This is a genomic window from Inquilinus sp. OTU3971, assembly GCF_038440215.1.
Window position 1 is genome coordinate 60,486 of record NZ_JASATH010000007.1, and the last position, 21,557, is coordinate 82,042.

Here is a 21,557-nt window from a genome sequence, read left to right on the forward strand (position 1 = left end):
ATTCGGCAGGCGCGCGACAGCCATGCCTTCGACCGGCATCATCGATCTCCCGACAGGCGGCCTGACACCATGCCGGGCAGTTCCGCTTGGATCAGATGTCGTCTTCGGTGGAGCCGATTTCCAGGTCGCCGCGGCCGTCCTCGTCCTCCTCGGCTTCGTCCTCCGCCTCGTCGTCGGCGACGCCGATGCCGAAGGTGGACTCCTCGTCCGAGCCGACGGCGGCAGCCGGAGACTGCGGCGCAACGCCGGCCTTGAGCCACTCCTCCTCGCCGGCCATCAGTTCGATGATCTCCTCATCGGCCTCGTCGATCTCGGCCAGCTTCTGATGGCCCTTGACCAGCGCTTCCTCGAGGCCCGCCAGCGGCACCGTCTCGTCGGCGATCTCGCGCAGCGCCACCACCGGGTTCTTGTCGTCGTCGCGGTCGATGGTCAGCGCGGCGCCGGACGAAATGTCGCGGGCGCGCTGGGCCGCCATCAGCACCAGATCGAACCGGTTGGGGATCTTGAGGACGCAATCCTCGACGGTGACGCGAGCCATGGGCTATCGCTCCTGCACGAAAACAGCCACGACGATAGAATCGTGACAAGATGGATGCAACGCAACGGCTGCATCTTTGTTATACCGAAGGGCGGACCACGTAGCGCAGATGCGGCGGATGCGCAAGCCTCGTCGCGAACCGTTGACCGCTCCTTGCAAAGTGGGTAGCGAACCCAATCTGTCAACCTGTCCCCTGCCGCGAAGGAACGCACATGATATTCTATAAGGAAGAACGGCTCGCAATATTCATTGACGGCGCCAACCTCTATGGCGCGGCCCGTTCCCTTGGCTTCGATATCGATTATCGCCGGCTGCTCGACCTGTTCGCCAAGAAGGGCCGCCTGATCCGCGCCTTCTATTATACGACGCTGATCGAGGATCAGGAATATTCCCCTATCCGCCCGCTGATCGACTGGCTCGACTACAACGGCTACACCATGGTGACCAAGCCGTTGCGCGAGTACACCGACAGCCAGGGCCGTCGTCGGGTCAAGGGCAATGTCGACATCGATCTGGCGATCGATGCGCTGGAGATGGCCGACCGGGCCGACCACATCCTGCTGTTCTCCGGCGATGGCGACTTCAAGCGGCTGGTCGAGGCGATCCAGCGCAAGGGCGTCCGCGTCACCGTGGTCTCGACCATCAAGTCGAGCCCGCCGATGGTGTCGGACGAGTTGCGTCGTCAGGCCGACAACTTCGTCGAGCTGATGGAGCTGTCGCCGCACATCCAGCGCATGAACGCCCCGAACCGCACCCAGGTCGCTCCGGCGGTCGAGGGCGATGACGGCAATGTCGAGGAGACGGTGCAGCAGGCCGGCACCTACGCCCGCTCGGCTTGATGTGGCCCAGGCCGGTTTCCCGTGAGGGAACCGGCCTGCCGCGATCAGCCGCGGTCGCGCAGGACGCGCGACTTTTCGCGCTGCCAGTCGCGGGCCTTGATGGCCTCGCGTTTGTCATGCGCCTTCTTGCCGCGGGCCAGGCCGAGATCGACCTTGGCGAAGCCGCGGGCATTGAAATAGATCGACAGCGGGATCAGGGTCATGCCCTCCCGCCTCACCTTCCCCAACAGCTTGTCCCGTTCCCGCCGGCGCACCAGCAGCTTGCGCGGCCGCTTCAGCTCATGGTTGAAGCGCTGCGCCGGCCCGTATTCCGGGATATGGGCGTTGAACAGGTACAGCTCGCCCTGCATCTCGCCGGCATAGGCGTCCTGCAGGTTGCCGCGGCCCTCGCGCAGCGACTTCACCTCGGTCCCGACCAGGACGATGCCGGCCTCGACATTCTCGTCGATGAAGTAGTCGTGCCGTGCCCGCCGGTTCTGCGCGACGAGGCGGCCCGGGGTCTTCGGCTTTGCCATGATGCTCGATGTGCTCCGGTCAGTTGATCAGGCCGGCGAAGACCATCGCCTCGCGCACCTCGGCCCGGGTCGCCTCGCCCGGCGGCACCAGTGGCAACCGGACGCGGTCGTCGGACAGGCCGAGCAGCTTGGCGCCGTACTTCACCGGCCCCGGGCTGGTCTCCAGGAACAGCGCCCGGTGCAGCGGCATCAGCAGGTCGCGGATCGCCTCCATCCGCTTCAGCTCGCCCGCGGCCCAGGCGGCGTGCATCTCGGCGCAGAGCCGCGGCGCCACGTTGGCGGTGACCGAGATGCAGCCATGGCCGCCCTGCGCCAGGAATGCCGTGGCAGTGGCATCCTCGCCCGAAAGCTGGCAGAACTCGGGACCGATCCGCAGCCGCGTCGCCAGCGGCCGCACCAGGTCGGCGGTCGCGTCCTTGACCCCGACGATGCGCGGCAGCTCGGCCAGGCGGGCCATGGTGTCGATCGACATGTCGATCACGCTGCGGCCGGGGATGTTGTAGATCACGATCGGCAGATCGACCGCGTCATGGATGGCCCTGTAATGCTGGTAGAGACCTTCCTGCGTCGGCTTGTTGTAGTAGGGCGTGACGACCAGCGCGGCGTCCGCGCCGGCCTTCTGCGCGTGCCGGGTCAGGGAGATCGCCTCCTCGGTCGAATTCGAGCCGGTTCCGGCGATCACCGGGACCCGGCCCTTCGCCACCTCGACGCAGAGCTCGACCACCCGCTCATGCTCGGGATGGCTCAGCGTCGGGGACTCGCCGGTGGTGCCGCAGGGCACCACGCCCTGGGTGCCCTCGCGGATCTGCCAGTCGACGAAGCCCTGGAAGGCTTTGTCGTCCACCCCGCTCTCGGTGAACGGCGTAATCAGGGCGACGATCGATCCCTTGAACATGGAAGCTTCCGTGGGCGTTGGAATGGTAAACGCAGTGTCATAGCCGCTGTGGTGCGGGCCGGCAAGCAAACGGCGCTGGCCGCCGCCGCGGCGCTGCTGCTGATCAGCGCCGTCCCGGCTCACGCCCAGCCGGCCACGCCGGCCGAGATCAAGGCGGCGCAGGCCCTGTTCTTCGCCGTCGACCGCAACGCCTGGGACGTGGTGCGGACGGTCGAGACCACGATGGCAAGCACCCTGGTCGGCCGGCTGGCGACCTGGGCCGACCTGTCGCGCCCGGACAGCACCGCCGGCTTCGAGGAGCTGGCCGCCTTCGTCGTCCGCAATCCGGACTGGCCGAACGTCCAGGCCCTGCGCCGCCGCGCCGAGCGGACGATGCCGGATGGGCTGCCGGCCGACGCGGTGGTCGCCTGGTTCGACGCCTTCGCCCCGCTGACCGCCGAGGGTGCGCTGCATTTCGGCACGGCGCTGCAGACGGTCGACCCGATCCGGGCCCGGATCTGGGCCCGCGACACCTGGCGCGGCATCGCCCTGACCGGCGCGCAGGAGACCGAGTTCCTGGGGCGCTTCGGCAGCCTATTGAACGCCGACGACCATTGGGCGCGGCTCGACGCCCTGCTGTGGGCCGAACGCACCGACGAGGCGCGCCGCATGCTGTCCCGCGTCTCCGGTGACCGGCGCCTTATCGCCGACGCCCGGCTGAAGCTGATGGCGCGCACGCCGGACGCCTCGGCCGCGGTGCGGGCCCTGCCGGCGAAGCTGCTGCAGGATGAGGGCATCCTGTACGAGCGCGCCCGCTGGCGCCGCCGCAACGACGACGAGGCCGGCGCCATCGAGATGCTGGGGCAGCAGCCGAAGACCTCGCCCCATGCCAAGGCGTGGTGGCTGGAGCGGCACATCATCGCCCGCCGGCTGTTCGACGAGCAGTCCTACCGCAAGGCCTACCAGCTAGTCACCGCGCGCGAGCAGAGCGACGCGGTGGACCGGGCCGAGAAGGACTTCCTGGCCGGCTGGCTGGCGCTGCGCTTCCTCGACCGGCCGGACGACGCCGTCGAGCATTTCGAGAAGCTCTATGCCGACGTCTCGATGCCGATCAGCCTGGCCCGTGGCGCCTATTGGGCCGGGCGGGCGCATGAGGCCGCCGGCCACAAGCAGAAGGCGGCGGACTGGTACCGGACGGCGGCGAAGCAGACGCTGACCTTCTATGGCCAGCTCGCCGCCGACAAGCTCGACCAGCCCAGCATCGCCGTGCTGCCGGTGTCGGCGACGCCGAGCCCCCAGGCGGTCGACTCCTATGGCGGCGACCTGGCCCGCGCCGCCCGGTTGCTCGACGCCGTCGGCCAGCGCGACCGCGCCGATCTGTTCCTGCGCAAGCTGATGGTCGACGCCGACACGGCGGAGAACAACCGGCTGCTGGCGACGCTGGCGACCTCGATGAAATACCCCTTCGTCGCCGTCCGCGCCGGCAAGGCTGCGGCGCGCGACGGCCTGACCGTGATCGACGCCGCCTACCCGCTGGTGCCGCTGCCGGACGATCTGAGCGGCCTGCCGCCGGCCCTGGTGCTGGGCCTGGCGCGGCAGGAGAGCGAGTTCAACACCACCGCCGTGTCCAGCGCCGGGGCGATCGGGCTGATGCAGCTGCGCCCGGGCACCGCCCGCGACGTGGCCCAGTCGCTCGGCATCGACCACACCACCGGCATGCTCAGCGGTGACCCGGTGCACAATCTCCGCCTCGGCAGCCGCTACCTGGCCGATTTGATCCGGCGCTATGACGGCAACTGGCCGCGGGCGATCGCCGCCTACAATGCCGGCTTCGGCCGTGTCGACACCTGGGCGCCGACGCCGTCGAAGACGCCGGAGCAGGTGGTGGACTGGATCGAATCCATCCCGCTGCCCGAGACGCGCAGCTACGTCCAGCGCGTGCTGGAGAACACGCAGGTCTACCGCCTGCGCCTGGGCGAGGCGCCGAAAGTCGGGGCGCTGGCGGCGGATCTGCTGCGCTAACTTTCTTGATGTGTAAGATCAAATTCGTCGGATAGCGGACTGGAAAACAAAGATGATCGTTTCCGTCACCGATATCGAGGCCGCCGCCGGGCGGCTGCGCGGCCAGGCCGTGCGCACACCGCTGCTGCGCTCGCCGCTGCTCGACGCCCGGGCCGGGCGCGAGGTGCTGGTCAAGGCCGAGCCGCTGCAGCGCACCGGGTCCTTCAAGTTCCGCGGCGCCTACAACCGCATCGCCATGATCCCAGAGGCCGACCGGGCCCGCGGCGTGGTCGCCTTCTCCAGCGGCAACCACGCCCAGGGCGTGGCCGCGGCGGCGAAGCTGTTCGGCGTCAAGGCCACGATCGTGATGCCGGCCGACGCCCCGGCGATCAAGCGGCGCAACACCGAATCCTACGGCGCCACAGTGGTCGCCTATGACCGCTTCGGCCAGGACCGCGAGGCGGTGGCGGCGAAGATCCAGGCCGAGACCGGCGCCACCCTGGTGAAGCCCTATGACGATCCCGGCATCATCGCCGGCCAGGGCACGATCGGCCTGGAGATCGCCGAGCAATGCGCCGAGCTGGGCGTGCGCCCGGACGCGGTGCTGGTCGGCTGCAGCGGCGGCGGCCTGGTCTCCGGCATCTCGGTGGCGGTGAAGGCGCGGCTGCCGGGCACCCGGATCTATGCGGCCGAGCCGGAGGCGCTGGACGACATGCGGCGGTCGCTGGCCGCCGGCGAGCGCGTGAAGAACGATCCCGAGGCGCGGTCGATCTGCGACGCGCTGCAATCCCCCACCCCCGGCGAGATCACCTTCTCGATCGCGCGCGAGACGCTGTCGGGCGGCGTCACCGCCCCGGACGACGCGGTGCTGCGGGCCATGGCCGTGGCCTTCGACACGCTGAAGCTGGTGGTCGAGCCCGGCGGCGCCATCGGCCTGGCGGCGACGCTGGAGCGGCGGATCCCGGACGACATCCGCAGCGTCGTCATCGTCTGCTCCGGTGGCAATGTCGACGCCGCCACCTTCCGCGACGCCCTCGCGACGCTTTGACCCGATGACCGGCCGCCCCGCCTTCTTCGACCGGCTGCAGGGCTGGTGGGACGGCCGTGCCGAGGGCGGCCGGCCGCCGCATCGCGACGCGCTGAGCCCGGTCGAGATCATGCCGATGCTGCCGCATCTGCTGATGCTCGACCTGTCCGGCCCGGCGCGGGTGCTGTGGGCCGGCACCGCGGTGAAGGAGGCGCTGGGCGGCAATCCGGGCGACCAGCCGCTGGACCGGACGCCGCTCGGCGGGCCGGAGGCCGAGGCCGCGATCGCCCGGATGATCGCCGAAGCCCGGCCGGTCGAGGCCCGGCTCGGCGGCCGGCCGGCGCTGCTGTGCCCGCTGGCGGACGACACCGGCGCGATCGGCGCCGCCCTGGCCGGGCTGGCGCCGCCGGATCCCTGATCCGGTCGCGTCTTTCGCCGCCTCGCACCGCCTCGCCGACGTTCATCGAACCGTCATCGACCTGAAACAATTCGAACATTACGGATCGGTAAGGTCCGCCCCGGATTCAAAGCCCGCCGCCACGGCAGCCAGCCCAGAGGGGACCGAGATGGACCAGGATTCCACCCTGTCGCGCGTTCAGCGCTACGAGCAGCAGGACGACCGCAGCAGCAACCTCTCCGACAATCCGACCATGGGCGACATCGTCAACGCCCGCTTCGGCCGGCGCGGCATGCTGCGCGGCGCCCTGGCCGTCTCGGCGATCAGCGCGGTGGCGGGCCCGGCGGCGTTCCTGTCGAGCACCCGCCCGGCGCAGGCGACCGTGCCGTCGCGCTACGTGTTCGAGGAGCTCGAGGCCGGCGTCGACACCAAGCATCATGTGGCCAAGGGCTATGACGCCGACATCCTGATCCGCTGGGGCGACCCGGTGGTCAAGGGCGCCCCGGCCTTCGACGTGCAGAAGCAGACCGCCGACGCGCAGGAGAAGCAGTTCGGCTACAACAACGACTACATCGGCTACGTGCCGCTGCCTCTCGGCTCGAACTCCAGCGACCACGGCCTGCTGGTGGTGAACCACGAATACACCGACGCGGGACTCATGTTCCCCGACATCGCCGACGAGAAGGGCGAGTTCGAGCTGTCGAAGCTGACCAAGGAGCATGTCGACATCGAGATGGCCGCGCATGGCCAGTCGGTGATCGAGGTCAAGCGCGGCGCCGACGGCAAATGGGCGGTGGTGGCGGACAGCCCCTACAACCGCCGCATCACCGCGCTCTCGACCGAGTTCCTGGTCACCGGCCCGGCCGCCGGCCACGACCGGCTGAAGACCAAGGCCGACCCGACCGGCACCAAGGTGATCGGCACCATCAACAACTGCGCCGGCGGCACCACCCCTTGGGGCACCACAGTGCATGCCGAGGAGAACTTCAACGGCTATTTCGGCGGCGAGCTGAAGGACGACCATCCGGAGGCGCGCAACTACAAGCGCTACGGCATGGGCGAGGCGGAATACGCCTGGAGCCTGCACCATGACCGGTTCGACCTGGTCAAGGAGCCGAACGAGGCCAACCGCTTCGGCTGGGTGGTCGAGATCGACCCGACCGACCCGACCTCGGTGCCGAAGAAGCGCACCGCGCTGGGCCGCTTCAAGCATGAGGGCGCCGAGAGCATCGTCAATAAGGACGGCCGGGTCGTTTTCTACGCCGGCGACGACCAGCGCTTCGATTACCTGTACAAGTTCGTCACCGCCGGCAAGTTCGACCCGAACAACCGGGCGGCGAATATGGACCTGCTGGACGACGGCACGCTCTACGTCGCCAAGTTCGACGCCGACGGCAAGCTCGCCTGGATGCCGGTGGTGTTCGGCCAGGGCCCGCTGACCGAGGCGAACGGCTTCAAGAGCCAGGCCGACGTGCTGATCGAGACCCGCCGCGCCGCCGACCTCCTGGGCGCCACCAAGATGGACCGGCCGGAGGACGTGCAGCCGAACCCGGTGAACGGCAAGGTCTACGTCATGCTGACCAACAACGACCGGCGCAAGGCCGAGCAGGTCGACGCCGCCAACCCGCGGCCGGAGAACAAGTTCGGCCATATCGTCGAGATCACCCCGGCCGATGGCGACCACACCGCCACCGCGGGGACCTGGGACCTGCTGGTGAAGTGCGGCGACCCCAGCGTTGCCGCGGTCGGCGCCACCTTCCATCCGGGCACCAGCAAGAACGGCTGGTTCGGGTCGCCCGACAATTGCGAGATCGACGCCGACGGCCGGCTGTGGATCTCGACCGACGGCAACAACTACAAATACAGCGGCCGCGCCGACGGCATCTGGGGCCTGGAGACCGAGGGCGAGGCCCGCGGCACCGGCAAGCTGTTCTTCCGCGTCCCGGTCGGCGCCGAGATGTGCGGCCCGAAGATCACCCCGGACATGACCGCCTTCTTCGTCGCGGTGCAGCATCCGGGCGAAGGCGGCAAGGAGTGGCCGGAGTTCGGTCGCCCCAGCACCTTCGCCGACCCGTCGACCCGCTGGCCCGACTTCCAGGACGGCATGCCGCCGCGGCCCTCGGTCGTGGTGATCACCAAGCAGGGCGGCGGCAAGATCGGAGTTTGAGGTTTAGGATAGCCTCATAACTGACTGATAAATTTAAAGATCGTCATTGCGAGCGCAGCGAAGCAATCCAGGGCCGTTTGACGTGGCCCCTGGATTGCTTCGTCGGTCGCGCCCCTCGCAATGACGATGAGGGCTCTCGGAGACCCAGCCTCCCCTCGCGGGGAGTTTTTTTGTCGCTTCCCCGCCGTCGATCTTGCGGTGCGGTCGACCCATATCGATAGTGGCGCGGGTTTCGCGAGACGATCGGACCACACGGATCATGAGACGCCTGAACGCGGCCGCCGCGGCCGCCATCATCGCCCTGCTCGGGCTGGTCAGCGCCGCCCGGGCGCAGAGCGACGACCTGTATGTGCTGGGCATCGCCCTGTTCGTCGCCTGCATCGGCAGCGTCATGCTGCTGATCAAGCAGCATTTCGACGCCCGCGAGGAGCGGCCGAGCCGCGCCTTCCTGCCCAGCGAGCCGGACTCCTGCTTCGTGGTGACCTTCCTGCTCGGGATCCTGGCCGTGGTCGGGCTGATCGCGGCGACCTCGCCCGAGCTGTACCGGGTCGGGCTGGGCGTGTTCATCGTCAGCGTCATCGGCGCCGGCGTGGCGCTGAAACGGGGCTACGACCTGATCGACCGCGGTCGTTCCCAGGGTCATGCAGATGCGCATTGAAGCCATGCGTTGCGACGGCCCGTCGTAGCCCCGAACCCGTCATCTGATTGCTTGACAATTTTGCGTTCGCCCCCAAATCCATAGGGCGGCCGGTGATGGTTCGTCCCCCCGACCATCACCAAAGATCCTCCGATGGGATCGATTTAGCCGTCAGCCGGGCCGGACGCTCCCTCCCCTCCGAGCGGATCGGACCAGGCTTAAGAACGGCCCCGACGCTTCCCCCCGCGTCGGGGCCACTTCTTTTTTCGGTTCAGGATTCAGCCGCAGCATATTGGATTTTATCGATTTCGGCAGCACTGCCGATCTCGCCTCAAGGACTGACGACCTTCGAATCTGTCGCTGGCCGGCCGATTTCCTTCGCCAAAGCGATTGACAAGCCCTTCGCAGCGCAACATGGATGCATGACGCAGTTGCAGCATCGCGGCTGCCGCAGGGGATGCACCATGCCGGATACGCGCCCAGCCACGCCTCGGCCGGAGGATCGGACGACACCCCTCGCCCGCGAGCTGGCGCAGCTGCTGAAACGCTACGAGAAGTCCCAGCGCGAGGACCCCTTCGCCAACCCGATCCAGCATCTGGCGCTGGAGCTGTCGCGCCGCCTGGCGGACGGCAAGCTGGGCTATCGCGACATCGAGGAACTGATCGGCCATCTGACGATCGAGGGCTTCAGCCACCGCGCCGCCCGGCTGGGCCGCTATCTCGGCGAGACCGGGCCCGAGGCCAATGACGCGACGCTGCGCGCCCTGTTCCAGCACCTGACGCAGGACGAGGCGGGCAACACCGTACCCTTCGCCGCCTTCCGCCGCCGGGTCGAGAGCGAGGCCTTCGGCGCCGTCTTCACCGCCCACCCGACCTTCAACCTGTCCGGCGCGCTGATGACCGACCTGGCGGTGCTGGCGGTCGGTCGCGCCGCCGACGGCACGCCCCTGACCGAGGAGGCCCGGGCCACCCTGCTCGCCCGTGCCGCCACGGTCGAGCACCGGCCGGACGAGGATCTCACCCTGGCGCGCGAGCACGCCCTGTCGCTCGACGCCATCGCCAATGCCCGCGCCGCGCTGGGCCGGGCATGGGGCATCCTGCTGGACGTCGCCCGCGAGGCCTATCCCGAGGACTGGCGCAGCCTGACGCCGCGGCTGGTCACTCTGGCCTCCTGGGTCGGCTACGACCTCGACGGCCGCTCCGACATCCGCTGGACCGACACGCTGCACAAGCGCCTGCTGGTCCAGGCGGTACAGCTCGACCACTACCTGTCCGAGGTGCGGGCGATCCGGTCCGGGGTGCCGCGCGGCGCCGCCGACCTCTTGGAGACGCTGGACCTGCTGGAGAGCCGGGTGGCGCTGGCCATCGCCCAGATCCGGGACGAGGTCGCCGCCTTCGCCGTGGCCGACCCCGGCTCCGCCGCGGGGCGCGAGCAGATCCGCGTCATCAGCCAGCGCATCCATGCCGGCCAGGCGCTGCGCCTGACCGAATCCGCCAGCCTGATCGCGATCGTCGACCGGGCGCTGGAGCGGACCGACGACCCCGACCTGTCGCGCCGCTTCTGCCTGCTGCGCGCCGAGCTGGCGACGCATGGGCTCGGCGCCGCCCACACCCATGTGCGGATCAACGCCACTCAGGTGCACAACGCCATCCGCAAGGCGGTCGGCATGGTGTCCGACCCGAACGACCCGCGCTACCGCCAATCCTATCTCGACCGGCTGAACGCGCTGCTCGACGCGGTCGAGCCGGTGACGGTCAATTTCGGCTCGCTGCTGTCGGAGCGCACCTCGGTCAAGCGCCTGTTCATGCTGCTGGCGCAGATGCTGAAATACAATGACCGCTCGGCCCCGATCCGCTTCCTGATCGCCGAGAGCGAGAGCGCCCTGACCTGCCTGACGGCGCTGTACTACGCCCGGCTGTTCGGGGTCGACGGCATGGTCGACATCTCGCCGCTGTTCGAGACCGAGAAGGCGCTGGAGAACGGCAGCCGGATCATCGAGCAGCTGCTGGAGAACCCGCATTACCGCGACTATGTCCGCCGCCGCGGCCGGGTCTGCGTCCAGACCGGCTATTCCGACGCCGGGCGCTATCTCGGCCAGACCCCGGCCGGCGCCTCGATCGAGCGGCTGCGCCTCAGGCTGATCCGGGTGATCGCCAAGGCCGGTCTGCCGGACGTGCAGCTCTTGATCTTCGACACCCATGGCGAATCGATCGGCCGCGGCTGCCATCCGGGCGGCATCGCCGACCGGCTGTCCTATGTCGACCCGCCGGCGACCCGGGCGTTCATGGCCAGCCAGGGCGTCGGCTTCAAGCAGGAGGTCAGCTTCCAGGGCGGCGACGGGTATCTCTACTTCGCCCATCCCGACATGGCCTATGCCGTGGTCACCCGCATCCTCGAGCACATCCTGGCCGAGGTCGACGGCACCCAGGACGGCAAGGTGGCGGACGACCCGTTCTATGACGAGGCGTCCTACATCCGCGAGTTCTTCACCACGGTGAAGGAGTTCCAGGTCCGGCTGATGCAGAGCCGCGACTACGGCGTGCTGCTGCAGGCGCTGGGCCCGAACCTCTTGTTCCCCTCCGGCAGCCGCGCCACCAAGCGGCAGCATGAGGACCCGAGCGAGCTGGACCACGCCATGCCGTCGCAGCTGCGCGCCATCCCGCACAACGCGATCCTGATGCAGCTCGGCCTGCTGGCCAACAGCGTCGGCGGCGCCGGCGCCGCCATCGCCAAGGACCCGGAGCGGTTCCGCGAGCTCTACGCCGCCTCGCCGCGGTTCAGGCAGCTGATCGGCATCGTCATCTACGGCGCCTCGGCCAGCAACCCGGCGGCGATGAAGTCCTATGTCGACGTGCTCGACCCCGGATCCTGGATCACCCGCGCCGCCGCCACCGGCGACCGCGAGCTGGCGGACCGGATGGTGGCGCTGTCCGGCCATCTCGAGCCGATGCCGGTGTACGAGCGGCAGAGCCGCGTCTTCCGCGCCCTGCACAAGGATTTCATCCTGCTGCGCGACGGGCTGGAGAGCGTGGCCGACGAGGCGCAGCATGTCGACCCGGCCAGCCGCGACGCGCTGGCCGTGCTGCATGCGGTGCGGTTGGCGCTGATCCAGGAGATCTTCCTGCTGGCGATGCGGATCCCGGAATTCTCCAGCCGGCACAACCTGACCGTGAAGCAGGTGATCGCCCGCATCCTGCATCTCGACGTGCTGCCGGCGGTGACGTCGCTGGAGGAGATCTTCCCGCTGACCGAGGACACCATCGCCGTGGCCGATTTCGGCGAGGCCGCGACCTACCGCTCGGATGAGAGCCAGAACTACCAGTTCGAGAACGAGCGGATCTTCCGGCCGATGCGGCAGCTCTACGGCCTGGTCCGCCGGGTCTCGGCCGCGGTGGTGCACCGGACCGGCTTCTTCGGCTGAGGGCCGGGGGCTTTGCCCCGCCGGCCGCGCTGGTCTAGACAGGAGCACAGATCCATCAGCGGCCGAGATCCGATGACCGATTCCAGCAGCGCCCCGCGCACCATCCGCCTGGCCGACTACCGCCTGCCCGACTTCCTGATAGACACGGTCGACCTGCGCTTCGACCTGCGCGAGGACGGGGCGACGGTGACGTCGCGCCTGACCATGCGGCGCAACCCGGCGACCTCCGACCCCGCGGCGCCGCTGGTGCTGGATGGCCAGGGCCTCAGGCTGACCGGCGTCGCGCTGGACGGCGAGGCGCTGGGTGACAACCGCTATTCGGTCGATGCCGAGCACCTGACCCTGCCCGGCCTGCCCCAGTCCTTCACCCTCGAGATCACCACCGAGATCGAGCCGCAGAACAACACCTCGCTGCAGGGGCTCTACACCTCCGGCGGCAATTTCTGCACCCAGTGCGAGGCCGAGGGCTTCCGCCACATCACCTACTATCTCGATCGGCCGGACATCCTGGCCCGCTACACCACCACCATCGTCGCCGACAAGGCGAAGGTGCCGGTGCTGCTGTCGAACGGCAATCCGGTCGGCGCCGGCGAGGCCGAGGGCGGCCGGCACTGGGCGAAGTGGGAGGACCCTTTCCCCAAGCCGTCCTACCTGTTCGCCCTGGTGGCCGGCGACCTGGTGGCGGTCGAGGACAGCTTCACCACCCGGTCCGGCCGGCCGATCGACCTCAAGATCTTCACCCGCCGCGGCGACGAGACCAAGGTCGGCCACGCCATGCGGTCGCTGAAGGAGTCGATGGCCTGGGACGAGCAGGTCTACGGCTTCGAATACGACCTCGACCTGTTCATGATCGTCGCCGTCTCCGACTTCAACATGGGGGCGATGGAGAACAAGGGCCTCAACATCTTCAACACCGCCCTGGTGCTGGCCAGCCGCGAGACCGCCACCGACGGCGACTTCCAGCGCGTCGAATCCGTGGTGGCGCATGAGTATTTCCACAACTGGACCGGCAACCGCATCACCTGCCGCGACTGGTTCCAGCTGTCGCTGAAGGAAGGCCTGACCGTCTTCCGCGACCAGGAGTTCTCGGCCGACCTGAACAGCCGGCCGGTGCAGCGCATCGCCGATGTCCGCCGCCTGCGCGCCATCCAGTTCCCGGAGGATGCCGGCCCGATCGCCCATCCGATCCGGCCGGAAAGCTATATCGAGATCAACAACTTCTACACGCCGACGGTCTATGAGAAGGGGGCGGAGGTCATCCGCATGATTCACACCCTGCTCGGACCGGCCGGCTACCGGAAGGGCATCGACCTCTATGTCGAGCGCCATGACGGCGAGGCCGCGACCTGCGAGAACTTCGTCGCGGCGATGGAGGATGCGAGCGGCGTCGATCTGAAACTGTTCCGCCGCTGGTATTCCCAGGCGGGCACGCCGGAGATCGCGGTCGAGGAGGAGTGGGACCAGGCCACCGGCCGCTACAGCGTGACCCTGGCGCAGGCGACCGCGCCGACGCCGGGCCAGCCGGACAAGCAGCCGCTGCACATCCCGGTGGCGCTCGGCCTGCTCGACGCCCAGGGCCAAGACCTGCCGCTGCGCCTGGCCGGCGAGACCGAGGCCAAGCCGGGCACGCGGATCCTGTCGCTGACCGAGGCGCGCCAGCGCTTCGTCTTCGAGGGGTTGGCCGGGCGGCCGGTGCCGTCGCTGTTCCGCGGCTTCTCCGCCCCGGTCAAGCTGGCACCGCAGCCGCGTGAGCGGCTGGCCTTCCTGTTCGCCCATGACAGCGACCCGTTCAATCGCTGGGAAGCCGGCCAGCAGCTGGCAGCCCAGCTGCTGCTGGAGGGCGTCGCCGCCCGCCAGGCCGGGCGGGACTGGCGGCTGGACCCGGACTTCGTCGCCGCCGTCGGCCGGTTGCTGGACGACAAGGCGCTCGACGCCGCCTTCATCGCCGAGGCGATGGCGCTGCCGAGCGAATCCTTCCTCGCCGACCAGATGGCGCTGATCAACGTCGAGGGCATCCATGCGGTGCGCGAGGCGGCGCGGCTGGCGATCGCCACGGCGCTGCGCGACCGGCTGCTGGCCGTCTATCAGGCCAATGACGATCACGGGCCGTTCGACGTCTCCGCCGCCGCGGTCGGCCGGCGGGCGCTGAAGAACGCCTGCCTTGGGTATCTCGGCCTGCTCCAGGGCAATGCCGAGGCGATCGGGCTGGTCCTGGCCCAGGCCCGGACCGGCGGCACCATGACCGACGTGCTGGCCGCCCTGACCGTGCTGCGCGACCGCGACATCCCGGAGCGGGCACAGGCGCTGGAGGCGTTCTACGCCCAGTGGCAGGACGAGCCGCTGGTGGTCGACAAGTGGTTCGCGCTGCAGGCGACCTCCGCCCTGCCCGGCACGCTCGATGCGATCAAGGCGCTGACCCGGCACCCGGCCTTCACCCTGCGCAACCCGAACCGGGCGCGGGCGCTGATCTCCAGCCTGGCCATGGGCAACCCGCTGCACTTCCACGCCGCGGACGGCTCCGGCTATGCCTTCCTGGCCGACCAGGTGCTGGCGCTGAACGGGCCGAATCCACAGTTGGCGGCGCGCATCCTGGTGCCGCTCGGCCGCTGGCAGCGGCACGAGCCCGGCCGGCAGGCGGCGATGAAGGCCGAGCTGGACCGCATCCTGGCGGCGCCCGAGCTGTCGCGCGACGTCTACGAAATCGCGGCGAAGAGCCGGGCCTGAGGCGATAGCGCACACCCCGTAGGTTGGGTTCGCGGATGCGAACTCAACGATGGCCCGGCGGCGCGATGTTGGGTTCGCAAAGGCGAACCCAACCTTGGTCAGGAAAAATCAAACCAAGGAATGAGGGGAGGAAGGGCGAGATGACGCTATGGTCAGAGGGCCATTCCCCCGGCTCGGCGCGAAACTGCTGCTTCATTTCGTGCCGTTGACCGGACCGGGCCGGCGCCTTACCTCGCCTTAGTCACTGGAGCACTGAACCCTTGGCCCCCACTCCGCCCCGCTCATCCTCGACCGGCCCGGCCCAAGCTCGTATGGGCGACGACCGCGCCGCCGGTCGCTGGCTGAAGCGGCAGGCCGGGCTGGCGCGCCGGCCGATCGGCCTGACCGCGGCGGCCGGGATCGCCCAGGGCCTGTGCGGCGTCGCCCAGGCCGGGCTGATCGCCTGGATCCTGCAGCGCGCGGTGATGGAGGGGGCGGCGCTGTCCGACCTCTGGCCGCTCTTCGCCGCCCTGCTGGCCGCGGCGCTGCTGCGGGCCGGCGCCGCCTGGACCTGGGAGGCGCTGGGCGCGGTGGCGTCGACCCAGGTCAAGACCCGGCTGCGGCGGCAGATCCTCGACCGCGTCCATGCCCTCGGGCCCGCCTGGCGGGCGGAGCGGCAGACCGGCGACCTGGCGGTCACGCTGATCGAGCGGATCGAGGCGCTGGACGGCTACTACGCCCGCTTCCTGCCGCAGAGCCGGGTGGCGATGGTGCTGCCGATCCTGATCCTGGCCGCGGTCTATCCGATCGACTGGGTGTCCGGCGTGATCCTGACCATCGCCGGCCCCTTCGTGCCGCTGATGATGGCGCTGATCGGCATGAAGGCGGCGGATGAGAGCCGCAAGCAGTTCCGCGTCCTGGCGCGGATGAGCGCCTATTTCCTCGACCGGCTGCAGGGGCTGGCGACGCTGCGGCTGTTCGGCCGGGCCGAGGCGGAGGTCGAGGGCATCGCCCTGGCCGCCGACGCCTTCCGTGACCGCACCATGCGGGTGCTGCGCATCGCCTTCCTGTCCTCGGCCAGCCTGGAGTTCTTCGCCTCGGTCGCGGTCGCGGTGGTCGCCACCTATGTCGGGCTCGGCCTGCTCGGCCATATCGGCTGGGGCACGGCGCCGAACCTGACCCTGTTCAGCGGCCTGTTCGTGCTGCTGATGGCGCCCGACTTCTTCCAGCCGCTGCGCCTGCTGGCCGCCTATTACCACGACCGGGTGGCCGCGATCGGCGCCGCCGAGGGCCTGGCCGAGGTGCTGGACACGCCGGCCGAGGCCCCCGCCGGCGGCCGGCCGATGCCGCAGGGCGATCTCGACATCGTGTTCGAGAACGTCTCGGTCGCCTTCGACGGCGGCACCCGCAGCGCCGTGCGCGGCGTCAGCCTGCGGATCGCGCCGGGCGACAACATCGCCCTGGTCGGCGTGAGCGGCGCCGGCAAATCGACCCTGCTGTCGCTGCTGCTGGGCTTCCGCCGGCCGGATGCCGGCCGGGTGCTGGTCAACGGCGTCGACCTGGCCGAGATCGACCCGGAGGAGCTGCGTCGCCGCATCGCCTGGATCGGCCAGGCGCCGGTGCTGTTCCACGGCACGCTGCGCGACAACATCCGGCTGGGCCGGCCCGAGGCCGACGATGCGGCTGTCGACCATGCCGCGGCCGAGGCCCGGGTGACGGAGTTCGCGGCGGCGCTGCCGCAGGGCCTCGACACCCCGGTCGGCGAGCGTGGCGTCGGCCTGTCCGGCGGCCAGGCCCAGCGCGTCGCCCTGGCCCGCGCCTTCCTGAAGGATGCGCCGCTGGTGCTGCTGGACGAGCCGACCGCCGCGCTCGACCGCGACACCGAGGCGGAGATCCTGGAATCGATCCGCCGCCTGGCCCGCGGCCGCACCGTGGTGGTGGCGACCCACAGCCCGGCGGCGATGGCGATCGCCGACCGCCGGATCCTGCTCGACCAGGGCCAGGTGCAGGCGGAGGCGGCATGATGGACCGTCCCCTCCTCACCATCCTGCGCCTGGCGCGGCCGCAGCGGCGGAAGATGGCGTTCGGCCTGCTGCTCGCCGTCGTCACCGCCCTGTCGGGGCTGGGGCTGCTGGTGCTGTCCGGCTGGTTCATCGCCGCCTCGGCCGTCGCCGGCGCCGCGGCGGCGACCGCCGTGGCCTTCAACTTCGCCAGCCCGTCCGCCGGCATCCGCGGACTGGCCGTGCTGCGCACCGGGTCGCGCTATGCCGAGCGGCTGGTGACGCATGACGCCACCTTCCGCTTCCTGGCTGGGCTCCGGGTCTGGCTGTTCCGCGCCGCCATCCCGCTGGCCCCGGCACGGCTGGAGGAGCAGCGAGGTGGCGACCTCTTGAACCGCATGACCGCCGACGTCGATTCCCTCGACGCCGTCTATCTGCGCGTGATCGTGCCCGCCGTGGTCGCCGTGCTGGCGGTGCTGCTGGTCGGCGGCGTGCTGCTGTGGCTGGACCCGGCCGCGGCAGCGATCGTGGTGGCGCTGGCGCTGCTGGTCGGCATCGCCCTGCCCTGGGCGATGCAGCGGATCGGCGCCCCGGTGGGCCGCGCGATCGCGCTGGCCACGGCGCGGCTGCGCACCCGCATCGTCGAAGGCGTGCAGGGCCTGGCCGAGCTGAAGGTCTACCAGGCCGACGGCCGCCACGCCGAGGCGGTGCTGGCCGAGAACGAGGTGCTGATGACGGCCCAGCGGCGCATGGCCCGGCTGTCCGGCGTGTCGACCGCGCTGTCCGGCCTGGCCGGACAGCTGGCGGCGGCGGCGATCCTGGCGCTCGGCGTGGCCGGTGTCGCCGCCGGGGTGCTGCCGGGACCGGCGGTGGCGCTGATGATGCTCGGCGCGCTGGCGCTGTTCGACGCGCTGGTGCCGCTGCCGCTGGCCTTCCAGAATCTCGGCCGTACCCGCGCCGCCGCCCGCCGGCTGCTCGACTTCGCCGGGCTGGCGCCGCTGGTGCGCGACCCGGAGGCGCCGGCCCCCGCCCCGGCCGGCAACGCCATCGTCCTGTCCGGCGTGTCCTACCGCTACCGGGCCGGCGACCGGCCGGCGGTGCGGGACATCGACCTGGAGCTGCTCGAGGGCCAGCGGATCGCGCTGGTCGGCCCGAGCGGCAGCGGCAAGAGCACGCTGACCGCCCTGATCCTGCGCTTCCGCGACCCGGACGAGGGCACCGTCTCCCTGGGCGGCGTCGACATCCGCCGCCTGCCGCAGGCCGAGATCTGGCGCCGCGTCGCGTACTTGTCGCAACGCAGCCAGATCTTCGCCGGGACGATCCGCGACAACCTGCTGATCGGCGACCCCGAGGCCGGCGACGACCGGCTGGCCGCGGCGGTCGAGGCCGCCGGCCTCTCGGCCTGGGTGGAGTCCCTGCCGCGCGGCCTCGACACCTGGGTCGGCGAGGCCGGGGTCCAGGTCTCCGGCGGCCAGGCCCGGCGCATCGCCCTGGCCCGCTGCATCCTGAAGGATGCGCCGATCCTGGTGCTGGACGAGCCGACCGAGGGTCTGGACGGCGAGACCGAGGCCCAGGTGATCGACGCGCTGGAGCGGCTGACCGCCGGCCGCACCACGCTGGTGATCACCCACCGCCCGGCGCTGCTGCGCCTGGCCGACAGCGCCGTGCTGATGGCCGAGGGCCGGATCGTGGTGCAGGGCGTGCCGGCCGAGATCCTGGACGCCGCCCTGCCGGGGCGGACGAAGCGCCATGCCGCGGTTTGATCTGAACCGGATTGGAGTCCTGGGGCCGACCACGCTGCGGCTGGTGCTGCAGGCCTTCGGCGCGCTGTGCGTCGTCGCCGGCATCATCGGGCTGTTCGTGCCGCTGTGGCCGACCACGATCTTCATGATCCTGGCGCTGTGGGCCTTCGCCCGGTCCTCGCCGCGGCTGCACAACTGGCTGTTGACCCATCGCCGCTTCGGCCCGCCGCTGCAGGCCTGGGAGCGGCACGGCGCGATCCCGGCCTGGGCCAAGCTTCTGGCGGTGGTCAGCCTGGCCGCCAGCCTGGCGATCGTGGCGGTGTCGGTGCATTCGCACCTGGTGGTCGGGATCGTCGCCGCCTTCTTCGCGGTCCTGATCCTGTACATTCTGACCCGCCCGAACGCCAAAATCTAACCGGGGCATGGGCCGGCCATGACATGCTTGTCATTTCCGAACCGCCCCGCCTCGTCGTAAGGTTCGGATCATGCGAATCCTCGTGATCGAAGACGACGCCCAGGCCGCGCAATACCTGACCAAGGGTCTGCGCGAGAGCGGATTCGTCGTGGACCATGCGCCGGACGGGCCGCAGGGCCTGTTCCTGGCGACCAGCGAGACCTACGACGCGATGATCGTCGACCGCATGCTGCCAGGCATGGACGGGCTCTTGATCGTCGAGACCATCCGGCGCAACGGCAACCAGACGCCGGTGCTGTTCCTGAGCGCGATGGGCCAGGTCGACGACCGGGTCCGCGGCCTGCGCGCCGGCGGCGACGACTATCTGACCAAGCCCTACGCCTTCACCGAGCTCCTGGCCCGGCTGGAGGCGCTGCTGCGCCGCGGCACCGCGCCCGCGGCGGCGCAGACCGAGCTGCAGATCGGCGACCTGAGGATGGACCTGCTGTCGCGCAGCGTCACCCGATCCGGCCGCAAGATCGACCTGCAGCAGCGCGAGTTCCAGATCCTGGAGTACCTGATGCGTCATTCCGGCCAGGTGGTCACCCGGACCATGCTGCTGGAGAATGTCTGGAACTATCACTTCGATCCGCAGACCAACGTGATCGACGTCCATATCAGCCGGCTGCGGCAGAAGATCGACCGGGACTTCGACGCGCCGCTGCTGCAGACCGTGCGCGGCGCGGGATACTGCCTCCGTGCATCTGATTAGGGTCCTCCGCAGCTCCACCTTCCGCTATGCGATCATCTACATGCTGGTGTTCGGGGTGTCCGTCGCCGGGGTGATGGGATTCGTGTACTGGCAGACGGTGCGGGTGATCGCGGCGCAGACCGACGACACCATCCAGGCCGAGATCACCGGCCTGGCCGAGCAGTACCGCCAGTTCGGCCTGGTCGGCCTGATGCGCATCATCCGCGAGCGCAGCCAGGCCGCCCCGGGCCGGCGCGGCCTGTACCTGCTGGCCGACCGCAACTACAACCGGATCGAGGGCAACCTGTCCTCCTGGCCGCCGATCGCGCGCAGCGCCTCAGACAGCACGGTCGATTTCCTGGTCGCGACCGATGCCGGCGGCGACTCCAAGCCCCAGGTGGCGCGCGCCCGCACCTTCGCCCTGATCGGCGGCTTCTACCTGCTGGTCGGGCGCGACATGACCGAGCGCACCGATTTCACCAAGCTGATGACCGACGCGCTGATCGGCGGCCTGATCCTGACCGCGGTGTTCGGCATTGCCGGCGGCATCCTGATGAGCCGCAGCCTGCTGGGCCGGATCGAGGGCATCAACCGCGGCACCGAGGACATCCTGCAGGGCGACCTGACCCGGCGCATGCCGGTGCGCGGCAACCGCGACGAGTTCGACCGCCTGGCCACCAGCCTGAACGCCATGCTGGACCAGATCGACGGGCTGATGACCGGCATGCGCGGCGTCGCCGACAACATCGCGCATGACCTGCGCAGCCCGATCTCGCGACTGCGCAGCCGGCTCGAGGTCTCGCTGATGGGCGAGACCGATGCCGACGGGTTCCGCCGGGCGATGGAGGATGCGATCCGCGAGGCCGACGGCATCCTCGCCACCTTCAACGCGCTCTTGGAGATCGCGCTGGCCGAGGCCGGGGCGGTGCGCGACCGGTTCAGCCCGATCGAGCTGTCGGCGCTGGCCGCCGATGCCGGCGAGCTGTACGGCCCGGTGGCCGAGGACAAGGGCCAGGTCCTGACCACCGCGATCGAGCCCGGCGTGACCGTGCCCGGCAACAGCCACCTGCTGGCCCAGGCCGTGGCCAACCTGCTGGACAACGCCATCAAATACACGCCGGAGGGCGGCCGGATCCGGCTTGCCGTCCGGCGCGACGGCGACGGCGCCGTGCTCGACATCCGCGACAGCGGCCCGGGCATCCCGGAGGAGGCGCGCGGCCGGGTGCTGGACCGCTTCGTCCGGCTCGACGCCAGCCGCAGCGCCCCCGGCGCCGGCCTCGGCCTGTCGCTGGTCTCGGCGGTGGCGCGGCTGCACCGGGCGACGCTGTCGCTGACCGACAACGCGCCGGGGCTGCACGTCGCGATGCGCTTCCCGCATGTGCTGGCCGGTCCACAGGACAGCGCCCAGGTCCCCGCCCCCACGGGCCGGATCGCGTCGCAGTCCTGAACGCCTGGAGCGGGATCGTTTCAGGCTGAATCATGCCGATTGCCTCTCCCGCCTGGCGGGAGAGGTCGACAGCGCGCAGCGCTGGCGGGTGAGGGCTGGTCCC

Annotated in this window: 16 protein-coding genes; 13 read left to right on the plus strand and 3 right to left on the minus strand. The window is 70.1% G+C overall.

Features of this window, described 5'->3' with window-relative positions; translation table 11 throughout:
- Nucleotides 1-91: 91 nt before the first annotated feature.
- The gene (gene rpoZ, locus AAHM41_RS03365) at nucleotides 92-538 is read right to left on the minus strand and encodes a DNA-directed RNA polymerase subunit omega (RefSeq protein WP_342235089.1); all 447 of its coding nucleotides are present in this window, start codon (nucleotides 536-538) and stop codon (nucleotides 92-94) included.
- Nucleotides 539-750: 212 nt separating this feature from the next.
- Here rpoZ and AAHM41_RS03370 point away from each other — a divergent pair, with 212 nt between their 5' ends.
- A complete protein-coding gene (locus AAHM41_RS03370) occupies nucleotides 751-1,377 on the plus strand; it encodes a LabA-like NYN domain-containing protein (RefSeq protein WP_342235090.1) in 627 nt (208 codons plus the stop codon).
- A 44-nt stretch (nucleotides 1,378-1,421) separates the two neighbouring features.
- Here the strand turns inward: AAHM41_RS03370 and smpB are convergent, their stop codons facing one another.
- Nucleotides 1,422-1,892 carry an SsrA-binding protein SmpB gene (gene smpB, locus AAHM41_RS03375; RefSeq protein ID WP_342235091.1) on the minus strand — a complete coding sequence of 157 codons (471 nt, stop codon included), beginning with the start codon at nucleotides 1,890-1,892 and terminating at the stop codon, nucleotides 1,422-1,424.
- 19 nt (nucleotides 1,893-1,911) lie between these two features.
- Nucleotides 1,912-2,787 (minus strand): 4-hydroxy-tetrahydrodipicolinate synthase, encoded by an 876-nt coding sequence (gene dapA / locus AAHM41_RS03380; RefSeq protein ID WP_342235092.1) that lies wholly within the window; start codon nucleotides 2,785-2,787, stop codon nucleotides 1,912-1,914.
- A gap of 51 nt (nucleotides 2,788-2,838) precedes the next feature.
- On the opposite strand from dapA, the gene AAHM41_RS03385 reads away from it, so the two are divergent.
- The 12 genes from AAHM41_RS03385 (at nucleotide 2,839) to AAHM41_RS03440 (ending at nucleotide 21,454) form a co-directional block, all read left to right on the plus strand.
- Entirely contained in the window at nucleotides 2,839-4,788 is a 1,950-nt protein-coding gene (locus tag AAHM41_RS03385) for a lytic transglycosylase domain-containing protein (protein WP_342235093.1), read from the plus strand.
- A gap of 52 nt (nucleotides 4,789-4,840) precedes the next feature.
- Entirely contained in the window at nucleotides 4,841-5,815 is a 975-nt protein-coding gene (locus AAHM41_RS03390; protein ID WP_342235094.1) for a threonine ammonia-lyase, read from the plus strand.
- Between the two features lie 4 nt (nucleotides 5,816-5,819).
- Nucleotides 5,820-6,212: a hypothetical protein gene (locus AAHM41_RS03395; RefSeq protein WP_342235095.1), complete on the plus strand. Its 393-nt coding sequence runs from the start codon at nucleotides 5,820-5,822 to the stop codon at nucleotides 6,210-6,212.
- Between the two features lie 148 nt (nucleotides 6,213-6,360).
- Nucleotides 6,361-8,358 (plus strand): PhoX family protein, encoded by a 1,998-nt coding sequence (locus AAHM41_RS03400; RefSeq protein ID WP_342235096.1) that lies wholly within the window; start codon nucleotides 6,361-6,363, stop codon nucleotides 8,356-8,358.
- Between the two features lie 259 nt (nucleotides 8,359-8,617).
- Nucleotides 8,618-9,016 (plus strand): hypothetical protein, encoded by a 399-nt coding sequence (locus tag AAHM41_RS03405; RefSeq protein WP_342235097.1) that lies wholly within the window; start codon nucleotides 8,618-8,620, stop codon nucleotides 9,014-9,016.
- A 443-nt stretch (nucleotides 9,017-9,459) separates the two neighbouring features.
- Nucleotides 9,460-12,417 carry a phosphoenolpyruvate carboxylase gene (locus AAHM41_RS03410; RefSeq protein ID WP_342235098.1) on the plus strand — a complete coding sequence of 986 codons (2,958 nt, stop codon included), beginning with the start codon at nucleotides 9,460-9,462 and terminating at the stop codon, nucleotides 12,415-12,417.
- Between the two features lie 72 nt (nucleotides 12,418-12,489).
- Nucleotides 12,490-15,141 carry an aminopeptidase N gene (pepN, locus tag AAHM41_RS03415; RefSeq protein WP_342235099.1) on the plus strand — a complete coding sequence of 884 codons (2,652 nt, stop codon included), beginning with the start codon at nucleotides 12,490-12,492 and terminating at the stop codon, nucleotides 15,139-15,141.
- Nucleotides 15,142-15,452: 311 nt separating this feature from the next.
- The gene (gene cydD / locus AAHM41_RS03420) at nucleotides 15,453-17,144 is read left to right on the plus strand and encodes a thiol reductant ABC exporter subunit CydD (RefSeq protein WP_342235100.1); all 1,692 of its coding nucleotides are present in this window, start codon (nucleotides 15,453-15,455) and stop codon (nucleotides 17,142-17,144) included.
- Nucleotides 17,141-18,883: a thiol reductant ABC exporter subunit CydC gene (cydC, locus tag AAHM41_RS03425; protein ID WP_342235101.1), complete on the plus strand. Its 1,743-nt coding sequence runs from the start codon at nucleotides 17,141-17,143 to the stop codon at nucleotides 18,881-18,883. The genes cydD and cydC overlap by 4 nt, the downstream gene beginning before the upstream one ends.
- Nucleotides 18,870-19,277, plus strand: a complete 408-nt coding sequence (locus AAHM41_RS03430; protein WP_342235102.1) for a YbaN family protein — start codon at nucleotides 18,870-18,872, stop codon at nucleotides 19,275-19,277. The genes cydC and AAHM41_RS03430 overlap by 14 nt, the downstream gene beginning before the upstream one ends.
- Nucleotides 19,278-19,347: 70 nt before the next feature.
- Nucleotides 19,348-20,028 carry a response regulator transcription factor gene (locus AAHM41_RS03435; protein WP_342235103.1) on the plus strand — a complete coding sequence of 227 codons (681 nt, stop codon included), beginning with the start codon at nucleotides 19,348-19,350 and terminating at the stop codon, nucleotides 20,026-20,028.
- The gene (locus AAHM41_RS03440) at nucleotides 20,015-21,454 is read left to right on the plus strand and encodes a sensor histidine kinase (RefSeq protein ID WP_342235104.1); all 1,440 of its coding nucleotides are present in this window, start codon (nucleotides 20,015-20,017) and stop codon (nucleotides 21,452-21,454) included. The genes AAHM41_RS03435 and AAHM41_RS03440 overlap by 14 nt, the downstream gene beginning before the upstream one ends.
- Nucleotides 21,455-21,557 lie beyond the last annotated feature (103 nt).

Bases quoted from the DNA above. Each gene is read 5' to 3' on its own strand.
- AAHM41_RS03410 (WP_342235098.1), top strand. From the start codon at position 9,460: ATGCCGGATACGCGCCCAGCCACGCCTCGGCCGGAGGATCGGACGACA.
- smpB (WP_342235091.1), bottom strand. From the start codon at position 1,892: ATGGCAAAGCCGAAGACCCCGGGCCGCCTCGTCGCGCAGAACCGGCGG.
- cydD (WP_342235100.1), top strand. From the start codon at position 15,453: ATGGGCGACGACCGCGCCGCCGGTCGCTGGCTGAAGCGGCAGGCCGGG.
- rpoZ (WP_342235089.1), bottom strand. From the start codon at position 538: ATGGCTCGCGTCACCGTCGAGGATTGCGTCCTCAAGATCCCCAACCGG.
- cydC (WP_342235101.1), top strand. From the start codon at position 17,141: ATGATGGACCGTCCCCTCCTCACCATCCTGCGCCTGGCGCGGCCGCAG.
- pepN (WP_342235099.1), top strand. From the start codon at position 12,490: ATGACCGATTCCAGCAGCGCCCCGCGCACCATCCGCCTGGCCGACTAC.
- AAHM41_RS03430 (WP_342235102.1), top strand. From the start codon at position 18,870: ATGCCGCGGTTTGATCTGAACCGGATTGGAGTCCTGGGGCCGACCACG.
- AAHM41_RS03400 (WP_342235096.1), top strand. From the start codon at position 6,361: ATGGACCAGGATTCCACCCTGTCGCGCGTTCAGCGCTACGAGCAGCAG.
- dapA (WP_342235092.1), bottom strand. From the start codon at position 2,787: ATGTTCAAGGGATCGATCGTCGCCCTGATTACGCCGTTCACCGAGAGC.
- AAHM41_RS03395 (WP_342235095.1), top strand. From the start codon at position 5,820: ATGACCGGCCGCCCCGCCTTCTTCGACCGGCTGCAGGGCTGGTGGGAC.
- AAHM41_RS03405 (WP_342235097.1), top strand. From the start codon at position 8,618: ATGAGACGCCTGAACGCGGCCGCCGCGGCCGCCATCATCGCCCTGCTC.
- AAHM41_RS03435 (WP_342235103.1), top strand. From the start codon at position 19,348: ATGCGAATCCTCGTGATCGAAGACGACGCCCAGGCCGCGCAATACCTG.
- AAHM41_RS03370 (WP_342235090.1), top strand. From the start codon at position 751: ATGATATTCTATAAGGAAGAACGGCTCGCAATATTCATTGACGGCGCC.
- AAHM41_RS03390 (WP_342235094.1), top strand. From the start codon at position 4,841: ATGATCGTTTCCGTCACCGATATCGAGGCCGCCGCCGGGCGGCTGCGC.